The organism is Nocardia sp. NPDC002869 (assembly GCF_046764065.1).
Classification (GTDB): domain Bacteria; phylum Actinomycetota; class Actinomycetes; order Mycobacteriales; family Mycobacteriaceae; genus Nocardia; species Nocardia rhamnosiphila.
The window spans coordinates 1-14,799 of record NZ_JBKOOL010000031.1; the positions used below are offsets into that span (position 1 = coordinate 1).

Below are 14,799 nucleotides of genomic sequence, written 5' to 3' on the forward strand. Positions count from 1 at the left end.
CCCACACACAACCCCCACACACCCTCCACCTCGCGGGGGGGGGGCGGCCCCCGCGCGCGCCCCCCCGCCACGGCCGTTTCAGCCGGGCAGAATCCCGTCGATCAAGCGGTGCAGGCCGTAGTCGAAATCTCCGGCCGGGTCACCGGGCGCCTGGTACAGCTCGCCGACGACCACACCGATCCGGGCGGACAGTGGGAAGGCGGCGGCCGGCATGACCTGCTCGAGCACCGGGCCGTGCGCCGCCCACCAGTCGGCGTCGGGTTGTTCCCGGACGCTGCGGGCCGCGGCGAGCGCGGTCCGCGCGTTACCGGTCGCGAACTGCGACAGCACCGCGATCACCCGGTCCATCTCGATATCGTCGAGCCCCGTCCCGTCCACCGCCGCCAGGTGCCGCTCGTACCGCCGCGTCCGGCCGGGTCCCAGCACCATCCGCCAGGACGGCACCTCGAACAGCCACGGGTGGCTCAGATATTCGTCCCGGATCTGCCGGGCGACGGCCACCATCCGGTCCCGCACGGGCAGGCCGGCGGGGATGGGAGCATCCTCCAGCGCGACCGCGTCGACCATCAGGACGGTGAGCGCGTCCTTGCTCGGGACGTAGGTGTACAGGCTCATGGGCCGCAGGCCCAGCTCCGCGGCGACCGCGCGAACCGATACTTTCTCGTAGCCCTCGCGGTCCGCGAGCCCGATCGCCGCGGCCACCACCTCGTCCACGCTCACGGTCTGCCGGGGACCGCGGCCGCCGCGCCGGGGTGGCAGCTCGTGCCGCCACAGCAGTTCGAGCAGGACACGGGCAGGATCGGGCGGACGGGTCACCGGTACCTCCGGCCGGCCGCAGCCGATACGGGTACCGGCCGGCCCGGGCACCGCGCTGCCGTCTGCACGCCGTCGCTGCTCATCGCATTCCCTTCACCACGTCGAGATACCACCCGGGCACTGCGTGGTGCGGCCCGGAACAAATCCGGTGCGGTGCGCGTTGGCCATAATACTCCGTACACTATACGCTGATCATAGGGGTGCACTCTGCCGACCATCGAGACCACCTATCTGCCCGACCGTCATATGTTCGCCCTGTGGACATGGACCGGCCGGGAGCCCGGCCCGGCACCCACCGGAATCGGCGATACCGCGACCCTCGCCCTGGCCGTACCCGGCGGCACTCGGGCCCAGGCGCGGGCGGGAAGCATCACCCTGCAGGTGACCCCGGTCGACTGCGCGCTGGTGGACCCCGCCGGTCTCGCCGGATTCGCATCTGCCGAGCCGGGCCACTCCACCCGCGCCTGGCAGGCGATCCTCGCCGGCGAACCCGCGGACCTCCCCCTCGCCGGGCACGCGTTTCCCAACGCGGCGGGGACCGCGATACTCACCGGTGACCACGCCCGCTCGGTGCTCCACGACACCACGGCCGTCGCCGCGGGCCTGCGCGACGATCTACTCGCCGACCTGCGGCCCTATCAGGCGCGCGGGATCGGCTGGTTGCGCGACACCGTCGCCCGCCACGGCGGGGCGATCCTCGCCGACGAAATGGGTCTCGGCAAAACCGTGCAGACCATCGGTCTGCTGGTCGGGCGGGCGGACCACGGTGCGCAGCTCGTCGTGTGCCCGACCTCGCTGGTGGGCAACTGGGTACACGAGATACAGCGTTTCGCTCCCGCCCTGCGGCCGGTGGCCTGGCGAGGTGGCGAGATCGGCACCGCGGCCGGCGATATCGTCGTGACGGGTTACCCCGTGCTGCGGCTGCACGGTCACCGGCTCACCGGAAACGACTGGGCGACCGTGGTGTTCGACGAGGCCCAAGCGTTGAAGAATCCCCGCACACAGGTGTCGAAGGCGGCCCGCGCTCTCGACGCCGCGGCCGTCGTCGCGCTGACCGGTACCCCGGTGGAGAATCACCTCGACGAACTGTGGTCGCTGCTGCACCTCGTGGCACCCCGCCTGTTCGGGCATCGCGCCCAGTTCCGGCGGCGCTTCGTCAAACCCGTCGAACAGGGCTCGGCCACCGCGGCCGCGCGCCTGCAGGACGCGATCGAACCGATCCTGCTCGCCCGCCGCAAGGCCCAGGTCGCCGCCGCGCTCCCGGCCAAGATCCACAACGATCTACTGTGCGATCTCACCCCCGAACAGGAGAAACTCTACGATCAGTTGCTCGACCGCGCGGTCGCCGACGGCTTCGGTACCGGCACCCAGCGGCAGACCCGGGTGCTGGCGGCGCTCACCGCGCTGAAACAGGTGTGCAACCATCCCGGCCTGGTGGACGGTGACCAAGGCGAATTAGGGGGCCGCTCGGGAAAACTCGACCTGTGCACCGATATCGTCGCCGCCAACCTCGACAACGGCGCACCGACGCTGATCTTCACCCAGTACCGGGCCACCGGTGACCTTCTGGTCCGGCATCTGGCCGAACAGTTCGACCTCACCGCCCCGTTCTTCCACGGCGGGCTGACCCAGGCCGAACGCGCGGCGATCGTCAGCCGGTTCCAGTCCCCCGGCGGACCGCCGGTTCTGGTGCTCAGCCTGCGGGCAGCGGGTACCGGGCTCACTCTCACCCGCGCCGCGGATGTGATCCATTTCGACCGGTGGTGGAATCCCGCGGTCGAAGCCCAGGCCTCCGACCGGGTGCACCGGATCGGGCAGACCCGCACGGTCACCGTCACCACACTGACCTCGGCCACCACGGTCGAGGAACATATCGCGGGGATGCAGCGCCGCAAATCCGCGCTCACCGATCTCGGCGACGGCAGCGGTATCGCCGATCTCGCCCGGCTCGACGACGAGCGGCTCCTGGAACTGCTGCGACGGAAGCGAGGAAACTGATGGCGGACAATGAATTCGGCTATACCCGCTGGGGGATGGACTGGGTCCGGCTGGCCGAGCCGCTACGGCAGACCCGCCCCGAGCCGCTGCTCCCCCGGGCGCGCAGTATCGCCCGCAACGACGGGGTCCGGTCCGTGGTGGAAGGGCGTATCGTCCGCGCGCACATCCATCGCGGGGGCCAGGCGTCGGTCGTCCATCTCGAACTGGCGCCGCTCACCCGGACCGCGCACGCGGCTCTGTCCGCGATCGTCGGCGCCGGACCCGCTCCGCTGACCGACGAGATGCACGCGGCGGCCCTCGCGGCGGGCGTCTCGGTGGCCCCGGAACCCGAGGCGATCGACTGCTCGTGCAGCGCACGCACCGCACGCTGTCTCCATGTACTGGCCACGTTCTACGATCTCGCCCGGCGGGTGGACGAGGATCCGCGCCTGAGCCTGGATATGCAGGGCTACGGCCACCCCGATCACAGTGCCGCGCCGGGCGATTCCGGCGACGGGTCGGAAATACCGCGCTGGATACCGCTCCACACACTGGATCCCGCGATGTTCTTCGACGTGTGAGCCCGGACACCGACGCCGAGGGGGCCGCGGCCGGTTCACATCCGGCGCAGCGCCGCGATCCGCTCGCCGAGCTGGTCGGCGGTGGCCAGTGCGGTGGGCGGCCCGCCGCACTGGCGCCGGAGCTCGCCGTGGATCACCCCGTGCGGCTTACCGGTGCGGTGGTGATGCATCGCGACCAGGCTGTTCAGCTCGCGCCGCAGTTCACCCAATTTGTCGGCGGTCGCCACCCGCTCGGCGGCATTACCCGCTGCCGGAGACGCGGGAGCCGGTGCCTCCGGTTCGGTCTTGGACCGGTCGGCGATCTGCCGGGCCTGCCGCTCGCGCAGCAGGGCGCGCATCTGATCGGCATCGAGCAGACCGGGAATGCCCAGATAGTCGGCTTCTTCGGCGCTACCGGCGAAGGTCGCGGTACCGAACGAGGATCCGTCGTAGATCACCTGGTCCAGTTCGGCGTCGGCGGCCAGCGGCACGAATGCCTTCTCCTCCTCGCCCGGTTCGTCCTGCTGCTTGTTCGCCTCGGTGAGCAGGTCGTCGTCGAGACCGTCCTTCTCGCGGTGCGGTTTCCCGATGACATGGTCGCGCTGCACCTCGAGCTGCGCGGCCAGATCCAGCAGCACCGGAACCGACGGCAGGAACACACTCGCGGTCTCGCCCGGCCGCCGGGCGCGGACGAAACGGCCGATGGCCTGGGCGAAATACAGCGGCGTCGAGGCGCTGGTGGCGTACACACCCACGGCCAGCCGCGGGACGTCCACGCCCTCGGAGACCATCCGCACCGCGACCATCCACGGCTGGGTGCCCGCGCTGAACTCACCGATCCGGGCCGAGGAGGTGGGGTCGTCGGAGAGCACCAGTACCGGCCGGTTACCGGTGAGATGCTCGATCAGTTCCGCGTAGGCGCGGGCCCGTTCCTGATCGGAGGCGATCACCAGGCCGCCGGCATCGTGCATACCGCCCTCGCGCAGCTGCGCCAGGCGCATATCCGCGGCGCGCAGTACCGCGTAGATCCAGTCCCCCGCCGGATCGAGCGCGGTGCGCCAGGCCCGGGCGGTCTGTTCGGCGTTCAGCGGTTCACCGAGCCGGGCGGTGTACTCCTCACCCGCGCTGTCACGCCAGTGCGCTTCGCCGGAGTAGGCGAGGAAGACCACCGGCCGCACGACCCCGTCGGTGAGCGCCTCGGTGTAGCCGTAACTGTGATCGGCCCGGGACCGCGGCAGCCCGGCCTCGTCGGGTTCGTAGGTGATGAACGGGATCTGGCTGTCGTCGCTGCGGAACGGGGTACCGGTGAGTGCCAGCCGGCGGGTGGCGTCCCCGAAGGCCTCGGCCACCGCGTCGCCCCAGCTCTTGGAGTCGCCGGCGTGATGGATCTCGTCCAGGATCACCAGGGTGCGCCGGTTCTCGGTACGCACCCGGTGCTTGAACGGGTGCGCGGCGATCTGAGCGTAGGTGACCACCACGCCGTGATAGTCCCCCGAGGTGCCGCCGGTGGTGTTGGAGAAGTTCGAATCCAGTGCCAGTCCCGAGCGCGCCCCCGACGCGGCCCACTGATGTTTCAGATGTTCGGTCGGCGCGACCACGGTGACCTGGTCGACCGTGCGATCGGCCAGCAATTCCGCGGCGACCCGCAGCGCGAAGGTCGTCTTACCGGCCCCAGGAGTCGCCACAGCGAGGAAATCACGCGGTTTGGTCGCGAGGTACCGGGTGAGCGCGCGCCGCTGCCACGCGCGCAGGGATGCGCCCGGAACCTCCGTCGCAATAGCACCGCTCGCATCGGTCACGGAGACAAACACTAGCGGCCGTGGCGGCGATGGCGCCAAACCGGAGTGGGCCGCGCGACCGGTGTCACACACCGTGGGGGGCGGTTTCCGGGGCGTGCTCGGTAACCGGCGATTCACCGATCGACCCCCGACACGTTGCCCGCCGCCATACCGCTGGGCGCCCGGGTGCGCGATGCTGGACAGACCATGCACAGTTACGGACGCGAACCCGGCGCGGACCCGTCGGGTACCGCGTGGGCCCGGCGCGCCCTCGCCCAGATCGGCCGGCTGGTGGTCCGGGTGGCCGTCAAGGCCTGGGACGACTCGATCTTCGCGAAATCCGCGGCCGCCGCCTTCTGGCAGACCCTGTCGCTGGTACCGCTGCTGTTCGGCCTGCTGGGCGGGCTGGGTTACGTCAGTGGCCTCTTCGGGCCGGACACCGTGGAGATCGTGGAATCGAAAGCACTGACCTTCAGTCGCGACCTGTTCAGTCAGAGTGTGGTCACCGATCTGATCGAGCCGACGATCCGCGATGTGCTCGGGCGCGGCCGGGCCGCGTTCGTCTCGGTGGGCTTCGTACTCTCGCTGTGGGCCGGGTCCTCGGCCATGGCGACCTTCGTCGACGCGATCGTGGAGGCGCACGGCCAGCAGGACGCCCGGAACCCGATCTGGCAGCGCATCTTCGCCCTGCTCCTCTACGTCCAGTTCCTGATCGCGGCGATCTTCATCCTGCCGCTCGTCGCGCTGGGCCCGGTGCTCATCGGGCGGGTACTGCCGGATTCGTGGCTGGAGCCGGGCCTGCGCCTGATCGACATGTTCTATTACCCCGCAGTGGGGTTGCTGCTCATCGTCGGGCTGGCCACGCTGTACAAACTCGCGCTGCACAGTTCGCTGCCCTACCACCGGCTGTTCTGCGGGGCGTTGCTGGCGGCGGTGTTCTTCATGGCGGCCAGCGATATTCTGCGCCACTACCTGGCCCTGGTGACCCGGACCGGGGTCACCTACGGTGCCCTGGCCACCCCGATCGCCTTCCTGCTGTTCACGTTCTTTCTGGGTTTCGCGGTGATCCTCGGCGCGGAATTCAACGCGGCGGTCCAGGAGTTCTGGCCGGCCCGGGCCACCCGGATGGAACAGTTCAAGGCATGGCTGGCCAGACGCCGCAGCGAAGCGCAGGGTGACGTAAAGGCCGCTCCGGCCGATCCGGGGGCACACCGGATCCCGCGCCGGGGCGGCGCGTGCCGCGGCGACGACAACGGCCCAGAAGGCGGTCCCGCGGGCGGGACACCGGCTCCGCTGGCCACCCGCTGACCTACCGGCCGGGCACCCGACCGACGGTGGACCGAACCGCGCCGGCGGACCGATGCTGCTTCCCGATCCGGGCGGGACAGGTTCAGGTCCAGCGAGTAGCCGCGGCGATCGTCCCGGATGCCGCGACACGCCCCGTCCGGCAACTCTGCCGGTGCGACCCCCACGACCCACCGTGTGGGCGAGCCGTCAGCACCGCGCTTGTAGTGACCGCCTGCTGCGACTCCGCGACGCGATGGCGCCGACCGGTCATGCCGAATGCACCACCGAACGGATCGGAGGCCGGTGGCTCGGCCGACGTCGAGCCGGGTGCGGTCAGTCGCCCTTACGGAGGCTCTCGTAGACCTTCTTGCACTCGGGGCAGACCGGCGAACCGGGCTTCGGCGAGCGCGTCACCGGGAAGACTTCACCGCACAGCGCGACCACCATGGTGCCCATCACGGCACTCTCGGCGATCTTGTCCTTCTTCACGTAGTGGAAGAACTTGGGGGTGTCGTCATCGGTGGTCTCGTCGGTGGTCGTATCGGGGCGGACCAGAGTATCGGTACTCACGCCCTCCATGATGCCGCATCACGGCACCCCGCTCTCGCGATCACCCCCGCGACCGGCCCGTACCGGCGTGTGGCGATGGCGGCCGCCCCGCGGTTCCGCCGGCCCGGGGCGGGCGGTCGACGCGACCGGGCGGCGCGAAAAGCGGTCGATGCGGCCGGAGAAGGCGCGGTCCCCCGGCCCACAGCCGACGGCGATCCGGCGCCTCCTGAAGGGGCCGGACCCGGCGGCGCGGCCGTCGTGCACGGTTACCGGTGGACGCGTTGTACACGGCGGCGGAGATAGTGCAAGACTCGAAGGTATGCAGCAGCACGGCGAAGACTCCGAGCGCGGCTCGGAGCACCTCGACGCCGGTGCGAGCGGTCCCGGTGAACCCCCCGGCACACCGCGGCCGGCCCGTCCCTCTCGTTCGCGCGGATACTTCCCCGGCGACGACGCCCGACACGCGGCGCTGATCACGAAGGCGGCCCCGTCCTTCGAGGAGCAGCACCGGGCCCGGGTTCGCCGGTACTCGATCATCATGGCGTTCCGGATCCCGGCGCTGATCCTCGCCGGGGTGGCCTACACGGTCTTCGGGAACGCCCTGATCTCGATCGTGATCATGGCGGCTTCGGTACCTCTGCCGTGGATCGCGGTCCTCATCGCCAACGACCGGCCGCCGCGGGACAAGAACGAACCCAGCCGCTGGGACCGCCCGCGTCCCGCGCTGGAGGAACGCCGGCACGACCAGATCGACGGCTAGACCGCTCGCCATCGCCGAGCCCGGCCACATCGCCACAGCGGTGCGGCCATCCGGCCGATCCCGCGAAGGTGGCAGAGTACCGCTGTGCCCACCTACGGATCGACCGTCCGATCACCGCTGACCGCCCTGTGCCCGCCCCTGCGCACCGCGCTGACCAGGGTCGGATACGACGCCGGCACCCTGCTCGAAACGCTGGGCGACGAAGCGCACAGCGCTTTGGGCCGCGGCGAACCGGTCCCGGTGCGCCGGGCCGCGCGCGCCGCCGGTGAACTGGGCGCGCTCGTCCGCCTGCTCCTCCTCGGTGACGCACTGGACGAGCGCGAGGCCGCCGCGGCACTGGCCCCGGTGCGGATCGATGAGGCCGTGGCGGCCGGACTGCTGACCCGCTCGGGCGGCGAGATCCGCGCGGCGCTGGACCTGCGCCCGGCCGATATCGGCGCGGGCAACCGCTGGATCCTGTCCGACCTCGACGATTCGATGCACCGGCGCACCCTGACCGAGGATCATGTACTCGGCGTAGGCCACGCCTCGCTCTCGCTGCTGCGGGCCACCCCGACAGCACCGGTCGGCTCGGTGCTGGATCTGGGCACCGGCTGCGGTATCCAGGCCGTGCACGCCGCGTCCTACGCCCGGTCGGTCACCGCCACGGATGTGAATCCGCGCGCGCTGTGGCTGGCCGAGGCCACCGCGGCGCTCAACGAGCTGGATATCGACCTGGTGCCCGGGTCGTGGTTCGAACCCGTCGCCGGGCGCCGGTTCGATCAGGTAGTGGCCAATCCACCCTTCGTGGTCGGGCCCGCCCGGGTCGAGCACACCTACCGTGATTCCGGGCTCGCCCTCGACGGCGCCAGTGAACTGGTGATCTCGGGTGTCCCCGAACTGCTGAACCCCGGCGGAACCGCCGCGGTGCTGGCCGCCTGGGTGCACACCGAGGACCAGGACTGGCGGCAGCGCGTCTCGAGCTGGTTGCCCGCGCACGGTATCGACGCGTGGGTCGTCCAGCGTGATGTCGCCGACCCCGCGCTGTACGTGGGCACCTGGCTGCGCGACGCCGGCCTCGATCCGCGCACCCCCGAAGCCCAGCAGCGGGCCGAGCAATGGCTGAGCGCGCTGCAACAGGCCGAGGTGACCGGTATCGGTTTCGGATTCGCCTACCTGCGCGCGGTGGATGCGCCGACCGAACTACTGGCCGAGGACCTCGCCCACGGCTTCGACGATCCGCTCGGCACGGAAGCGCTGGCCTACTTCCATCGATCCGCCTGGTTGCGCGATATCGCCGGCGATCCGGACCGGGCCCGGCGCTCGCGCTACCGGGTCGACCCGGCGACCGCCCTCGAGCGGGTTGCGCTGCCGGGTGCGCAGGGCTGGGAACAGCAGGTGATGCGCCTGCACCGAGGCAACGGGCCGCGGTGGCAGCACGAAGTGGACGAGACGACGGTCTCCCTGCTGGCGGGAATGCGGCCCGACGGCCTGCCGTTGTACGAACTGATCGAACTGCTGGCACTGTCACAGGGAGCGGAGGAGGTCTCCCGCGAGTTCGCGGATGCCGCTCTCGGAGTGGTCACCGGTCTGGTGAGGCACGGGTTGATCCACCCGGTACCGCACTAGGGGTACACCCCCACCGCGTGTTCCGCCACCTGCCGAGGGGCTCTCGTTCTCAGGAACTTCTCAGAACGTCACAGTGAAAACCGCAGTTCAGAGCGGTTTATTCGTGCCCGGCGAGGGAACTTTCCCTATGTCGGGTCCGTTGTTCGGAGTGAGACACCACCGACAGGAGGCAAGTCATGACAAGCCCCGCCACCACTCGTGTGCGCCCCCGTGATACGGACCTCGACGCTTCGAGCCCCGCCGCCGACCTGGTACGCGTGTACCTGAACGGAATCGGCCGGACCGCCCTGCTCACAGCTGCCGACGAAGTCGAACTGGCCAAGCGCATCGAGGCGGGTCTCTACGCCCAGCACCTGCTGGAGACCGGCAAGCGTTTGTCGGCGACCCGCAAGCGTGATCTGGCCCTTGTCGTCCGGGAGGGCCAGGCCGCGCGTTCGCACCTGCTGGAAGCCAACCTGCGTCTGGTCGTCTCGCTCGCGAAGCGGTACACGGGCCGCGGGATGCCGCTGCTGGACCTCATCCAGGAGGGCAACCTGGGCCTGATCCGCGCGATGGAGAAGTTCGACTACGCGAAGGGCTTCAAATTCTCGACCTACGCCACCTGGTGGATCCGGCAGGCGATCACCAGGGGTATGGCCGATCAGAGTCGTACCATCCGGCTTCCGGTCCATCTGGTCGAGCAGGTCAACAAGCTCGCCCGGATCAAGCGTGAACTACATCAGCAGCTCGGCCGGGAGGCCACCGACGAGGAACTCGCGTCCGAGTCGGGGATCGCGGTGGAGAAGATCGCCGATCTGCTCGACCACAGCCGCGATCCGGTCAGCCTGGACATGCCGGTGGGTAACGACGAAGAAGCGCCGCTGGGCGATTTCATCGAGGACTCCGAGGCCACCTCGGCCGAGAGCGCCGTGATCGCCGGCCTGTTGCACCACGACGTCCGCAGCGTCCTCAACACGCTCGACGAACGTGAACAGCAGGTGATCCGGCTCCGGTTCGGTCTGGACGACGGCCAGCCGCGCACCCTGGATCAGATCGGCAAGCTGTTCGGCCTGTCCCGGGAACGTGTCCGGCAGATCGAGCGCGAGGTCATGTCCAAACTGCGTAAGGGCGAGCGGGCGGATCGGCTGCGCGCCTACGCGAGCTGATAGCAACACCTCCCCAGGAGACGGTGACCGGCCGGTTTCGGCCGGTCACGCTGTATCGATACCCCGCGCCGCCCCTCTCCCGGCCGGACGATGCTTGCCGGTACCGGCGCCTACGCCCGCCGGCCGATTCCTCGCTATCGGCGGCCGTCACGGCCGGCGGCTCCGCGGGGAGACGGCCCCGGATGAGGTCCGGCGAATCGTTGCCCGATTTCCTACCCCAATCGACGTGGTCCGGTGTCGAAGCGGCTCGGCTGCGGGCCGATCCGGGCGCGGGCATAGAGAATCGCCGCCGATTCCGGGGCGGCCAGCACCGGCTCGAAGGACAGTTCCCGCATCTCGGTGAGATCATCGAACATCGCCGAGATACGCCGGGTGAGTTCGATGAGAGCCGCTTTGTCCACCCGGGGACTGGCCGGGGTTCCGTTCAGCAGCGGGGCAGCGCGCGGCGCATCGATCAGCGCGGCGGCCTCCTGGGCCGACAGGGGCAGCGCTCGATAGGCCCGATCACCGAGAAGTTCGATTATCGGCCCGGACAGCCCGAATTCGATGACCGACCCGAACGCCGGGTCGTCCTGCACCTTCAGTACACAGCCGACTCCCTTGGGCGCCATGCGCTGAATGTGCAGGAGCGGATCCCCGCACAGTTCGACCAGATCGCGATAGGCCTGGCGGACCGCGTCCGGGCGCCACAGGTCCAGCCGCACCCAGCTCATATCGGGGCGGCGCCGCCAACTCTCGTTGGTGGCCTTCGCCGCCACCGGAAAGCCCAGTTCCTCGGCCGCCGCCACGGCTGCCTCGGCGTCGCGGACCGCCCGGAACTCCACCACGGAGATGCCGTAGCAGTCGAGCAGCAGAACGGTCTCGTCGTCGGTGAGCCACCGCCCGGCCGGATCGGTCGTCCACTGCTCCATCAGCCGCACGGCCCGCTCGCTGTCGATACCGGCCGGTCGCCCGTTCTCGTCGCCGGTGTGGACGGTATCGGGGGCCGGGGAGGCGGGCAGATCGCGCCAGCGCGCGTAGCGATGCACTCTGGCCAGAGCGCGGACCGCGCGCGCCGGATCGGGGAAGGACGGAATGGATCCGCGGATCGCGGCCGCGCCGGCACCACGGACGGCCAGCAGATTCGGGATACCGTCTCCGTCGGCAAAGGTGGTGAGCACCGGTTTGGTCGCGGGCACCGAGGCCACAGCCGCCCGGATCGCCTCGGCATATCCTGTCTGCGGCAGCGGGATCGGCGGCGCGAAGATTACGATCACCGCATCGGTGTTCTCGGCTTCGAGTGCCGCGGCGACAGCGATCCGGAAGTCCTCGGGTGTGGCCTGCGGACCGAGGTCCACCGGTTCGACCACGGTGAGCCCCTCACTGCGCGCCGCGTCGGAGGTCAGCCAGTTGAGTGCGGTGCTGTTGCCCACAACGGCCGGCCGCGGCCCGCGGGGCAGCGGCTGATAGCCCAGCAGGGCCGCGCAGTCGAACATCTCGGATATCGAATCCGCCTGCACTACACCGGATTGCGCGAAGAGATCGCGCACGATGGACCGATCCAGCCCGCCGTCCGACATCCCGCGCGCGGCCAGCCGGCTGGGACTGACCGCGACGATCGGTTTGTTGCGGGCCACCCGGCGCGCGATGCGGGAGAATTTACGCGGATTACCGAAACTCTCCAGGTACAACAGGATCACATCGGTGTCGGCGTCGGTATCCCAGTACTGCAGCAGATCGTTACCGGAGACATCGGCACGGTTACCGGCGGAGACAAAGGTGGACAACCCCAGATTGCGCGTGGCGGCCTCGGCGAGGATGGCCACCCCGAGCGGCCCCGACTGACAGAAGAATCCGATCCGCCCACGGCCCGGCAACAGGGTGGCGAGTGTGGCGTTGAGACCGACCGCCGGGTCGGTGTTCGCGATGCCCAACGCGCTCGGCCCCACGACACGCATGCCGTGTCCCCGGGCGGCCGCGACCAGTTCGGCCTCCGCGCTGCGACCCTGCTCCCCCGTCTCACCGAACCCCGCCGACAGCACCAGTAGGCCCTTGACCCCCTTGGCCATACAGTCGTCGAGCACCGACCCGATGGCGGCCGCGGGGACCGCGACCACGGCCAGGTCCACCTCGTCCGGGATATCGCGCACCGTCGGATACGCGTGGACACCGCGGACCGAACGCCGCGCGGGGTTCACCGGGTACACCGCCCCCTGGAACGTTCCGTCCAGCAGATTGGCCAGCACCACACCACCGACGCGGGCGGTACTCGGGGTCGCGCCGATCACCGCCACCGACCGTGGAGCCAGCAGATTGCCCACACTGCGTGCCTCCGAGGCACGTTCCCGCGCGTCGCGCACCGAGCGCAACGCCTCGGTGGGGTCGATGGCGAATTCCAGATGCAGCACCGAGCCGTCACGGCTGCGCTCCACTTGGTAACCCGCCTCACGGAACACGGTGACCATCACCGTGTTCTCGGCCAGCACCTCGGCGACGAAGGTGTCGACCCGGTTCTCCGCGGCCGCGCCGGCCAGATGTTCGAGCAGGATAGATCCGAGCCCGCGTCCCTGGTGCTCGTCGGCCACCACGAAGGCGACCTCCGCCGCGCGCGAGCCGGTCCGGTCCAGAATCTCGTAGCGCCCGACGGCGATGATCGCGTCCCCCAGGACGACGACGAGCCCCACCCGGTCCCGGTAGTCGAGGTGGGTGGTGCGGTGCAGATCCTTCGGCGATATCCGCGGATAGGGCCCGAAATAACGCAGGTAGCGGCTGCGCTCGGACAGCGCGGTGTGGAATCGCTGCAGTTCGTCGGCGTCGCCCGGAGTGATCGGGCGCACCCGCACCACACCGCCGTCGGAGGCCAGGACATCGGACTGCCAGTGCAGCGGCGCCGGAGGCGGGTCGTCGGGAACACAGTCGGTGGGGTCAGTCACGCGGATCCTCCGGGTCGAGGCCGAGCGGGCCGAAGCACGCTCGGCGGGTGGCGAGAACGGCCGTATCGACGGCGCGCTGGGCGCGGTCGAACCGGGCGTCCCCGGTTTCGGCGGTCCCCCCGGGACCGTCCCAGCGCCGGAACGCGATATCCACCCCGTCGCCCATGGTTCGGGGCGGTGATACCCGCGGCCTGTCGGTGTGCACGAGATCGATCCAATCCTGCGGTATCGCGGTCGCCGGGTCCACTGGGCGGTCGAGTGCGATACCCAGGAGATGGGTCCAGGCCCGGGGCACCACCCGTACCAGGCCGTACCCACCGCCACCGACCGCCAACCACCGTCCCTCGGCATATCGGTCGGCCAGCTCCCGCATCGCCAGGAAGGCCGCCCGCTGCCCCTCGATACCCAACTCCAGCTCCGCGAGCGGATCCTCGCGGTGGGTGTCCACCCCGCACTGGCTGACCACCAGCTGGGGCCGGAATGCCGCCACCGCACCGGGTACCACCGCGTGGAAGGCGCGCAACCATTGCGGATCGCGGGTACCCGGCAGCAGCGGGAGATTGATCACGGTGCCGTCTCCGGAGCCGCTACCGGTCTCGTCCGGCCAGCCGGTATTCGGCCACAGGGTGGCGGGATGCTGGTGGATCGACACGGTGAGCACCCGCGGGTCCCGATAGAACGCATGCTGCACCCCGTCGCCGTGATGGACATCCACATCGAGGTAGGCGATCCGGTCGAAACCGTGGTCGAGCAGCCAGGAGATGGCCACCGCCGCGTCGTTGTACACACAGAAACCGGCGGCCCGGCCGGGCATGGCGTGGTGCATACCGCCGCCGATACTCACCGCCCGCCGCGTGGCGCCCGTGGCGATGGCACGCGCCGCGGCCAGAGTGCCGCCGACGATCACCGACGCGGCCTCGTGCATCCGGGGGAACACCGGATTATCGCTGGACCCGAGCCCGTACGGCGGATCGACCGGAAGGTCGCCCACCGTCTCCCGCGGCACCGCCGAGCGCACCGCCTCGATGTAGTCGCCGGTGTGTATCCGGAGCAACTCCTCGCGATCGGCCGCGCCGGGCTCCAGCAGTTCGATTCCGTCGAGTATTCCGAGCGAGCGCGCCAGCGCCATCGTGTACTGCAGACGGACCGGTTTCATCGGATGCTCGGGGGTCCACGAGTAGTCCAGGAAACGGTCGGTCCACACAACGGTCCCCGGTTCCCCGGAGCCGGAGTTCACGTCCGGCGGTGCAGTGGCCATGATCGCAACCGTATCGGGAAGGGTGAAACCCCCTCGCACGTTGTCATGCAGTAGAAATACATGTATGCGCGACTGCGGCGTCGGGCCGCGCGCCGAATGTATTCCCATCGCGTCAAGCGACCCGTTCGTTTCGACCGGGGTCGCTGGTG

The 14,799-nt window shown here is 70.0% G+C and carries 11 protein-coding genes; 6 read left to right on the top strand and 5 right to left on the bottom strand.

What is annotated here, in order from left to right:
• Positions 1-78: 78 nt before the first annotated feature.
• On the bottom strand, positions 79-816 hold the full coding sequence (locus ACLML9_RS08660) for a TetR/AcrR family transcriptional regulator (protein ID WP_411945010.1): 738 nt from the start codon (positions 814-816) through the stop codon (positions 79-81).
• A 246-nt stretch (positions 817-1,062) separates the two neighbouring features.
• Between ACLML9_RS08660 and ACLML9_RS08665 the strand changes: the two genes are divergently transcribed.
• Positions 1,063-2,814 (top strand): DEAD/DEAH box helicase, encoded by a 1,752-nt coding sequence (locus tag ACLML9_RS08665; RefSeq protein WP_411945011.1) that lies wholly within the window; start codon positions 1,063-1,065, stop codon positions 2,812-2,814.
• The gene (locus ACLML9_RS08670; RefSeq protein WP_411945012.1) at positions 2,814-3,374 is read left to right on the top strand and encodes a hypothetical protein; all 561 of its coding nucleotides are present in this window, start codon (positions 2,814-2,816) and stop codon (positions 3,372-3,374) included. Before ACLML9_RS08665 ends, ACLML9_RS08670 begins: the two co-directional genes overlap by 1 nt.
• 35 nt (positions 3,375-3,409) lie before the next feature.
• On the opposite strand, the gene ACLML9_RS08675 is transcribed toward ACLML9_RS08670, so the two are convergent.
• A complete protein-coding gene (locus tag ACLML9_RS08675; RefSeq protein WP_411945013.1) occupies positions 3,410-5,152 on the bottom strand; it encodes a DEAD/DEAH box helicase in 1,743 nt (580 codons plus the stop codon).
• 186 nt (positions 5,153-5,338) lie between these two features.
• Between ACLML9_RS08675 and ACLML9_RS08680 the strand changes: the two genes are divergently transcribed.
• The gene (locus ACLML9_RS08680) at positions 5,339-6,439 is read left to right on the top strand and encodes a YihY/virulence factor BrkB family protein (protein ID WP_411945039.1); all 1,101 of its coding nucleotides are present in this window, start codon (positions 5,339-5,341) and stop codon (positions 6,437-6,439) included.
• 312 nt (positions 6,440-6,751) lie between these two features.
• On the opposite strand, the gene ACLML9_RS08685 is transcribed toward ACLML9_RS08680, so the two are convergent.
• On the bottom strand, positions 6,752-6,988 hold the full coding sequence (locus ACLML9_RS08685; protein ID WP_411945014.1) for a DUF3039 domain-containing protein: 237 nt from the start codon (positions 6,986-6,988) through the stop codon (positions 6,752-6,754).
• A 298-nt stretch (positions 6,989-7,286) separates the two neighbouring features.
• On the opposite strand from ACLML9_RS08685, the gene ACLML9_RS08690 reads away from it, so the two are divergent.
• From ACLML9_RS08690 to ACLML9_RS08700, 3 genes are all read left to right on the top strand, one after another.
• Positions 7,287-7,727: a DUF3099 domain-containing protein gene (locus ACLML9_RS08690; protein ID WP_411945015.1), complete on the top strand. Its 441-nt coding sequence runs from the start codon at positions 7,287-7,289 to the stop codon at positions 7,725-7,727.
• 84 nt (positions 7,728-7,811) lie between these two features.
• Complete coding sequence (locus tag ACLML9_RS08695; protein ID WP_411945016.1) at positions 7,812-9,335, top strand: methyltransferase; 1,524 nt, start codon at positions 7,812-7,814, stop codon at positions 9,333-9,335.
• A 176-nt stretch (positions 9,336-9,511) separates the two neighbouring features.
• The gene (locus ACLML9_RS08700) at positions 9,512-10,480 is read left to right on the top strand and encodes a sigma-70 family RNA polymerase sigma factor (protein WP_411945017.1); all 969 of its coding nucleotides are present in this window, start codon (positions 9,512-9,514) and stop codon (positions 10,478-10,480) included.
• Positions 10,481-10,692: 212 nt separating this feature from the next.
• Here ACLML9_RS08700 and ACLML9_RS08705 read toward each other — a convergent pair whose 3' ends face one another.
• Both ACLML9_RS08705 and ACLML9_RS08710 read right to left on the bottom strand, forming a co-directional pair.
• Complete coding sequence (locus ACLML9_RS08705) at positions 10,693-13,392, bottom strand: GNAT family N-acetyltransferase (RefSeq protein WP_411945018.1); 2,700 nt, start codon at positions 13,390-13,392, stop codon at positions 10,693-10,695.
• On the bottom strand, positions 13,385-14,650 hold the full coding sequence (locus ACLML9_RS08710; protein WP_411945019.1) for an acetoin utilization protein AcuC: 1,266 nt from the start codon (positions 14,648-14,650) through the stop codon (positions 13,385-13,387). The genes ACLML9_RS08705 and ACLML9_RS08710 overlap by 8 nt, the downstream gene beginning before the upstream one ends.
• Positions 14,651-14,799 lie beyond the last annotated feature (149 nt).

Excerpts from the sequence above, each read along its gene's own strand:
- ACLML9_RS08680 (WP_411945039.1), top strand. The coding sequence starts at position 5,339 with ATGCACAGTTACGGACGCGAACCCGGCGCGGACCCGTCGGGTACCGCG.
- ACLML9_RS08665 (WP_411945011.1), top strand. The coding sequence starts at position 1,063 with ATGTTCGCCCTGTGGACATGGACCGGCCGGGAGCCCGGCCCGGCACCC.
- ACLML9_RS08710 (WP_411945019.1), bottom strand. The coding sequence starts at position 14,650 with ATGGCCACTGCACCGCCGGACGTGAACTCCGGCTCCGGGGAACCGGGG.
- ACLML9_RS08700 (WP_411945017.1), top strand. The coding sequence starts at position 9,512 with ATGACAAGCCCCGCCACCACTCGTGTGCGCCCCCGTGATACGGACCTC.
- ACLML9_RS08690 (WP_411945015.1), top strand. The coding sequence starts at position 7,287 with ATGCAGCAGCACGGCGAAGACTCCGAGCGCGGCTCGGAGCACCTCGAC.
- ACLML9_RS08670 (WP_411945012.1), top strand. The coding sequence starts at position 2,814 with ATGGCGGACAATGAATTCGGCTATACCCGCTGGGGGATGGACTGGGTC.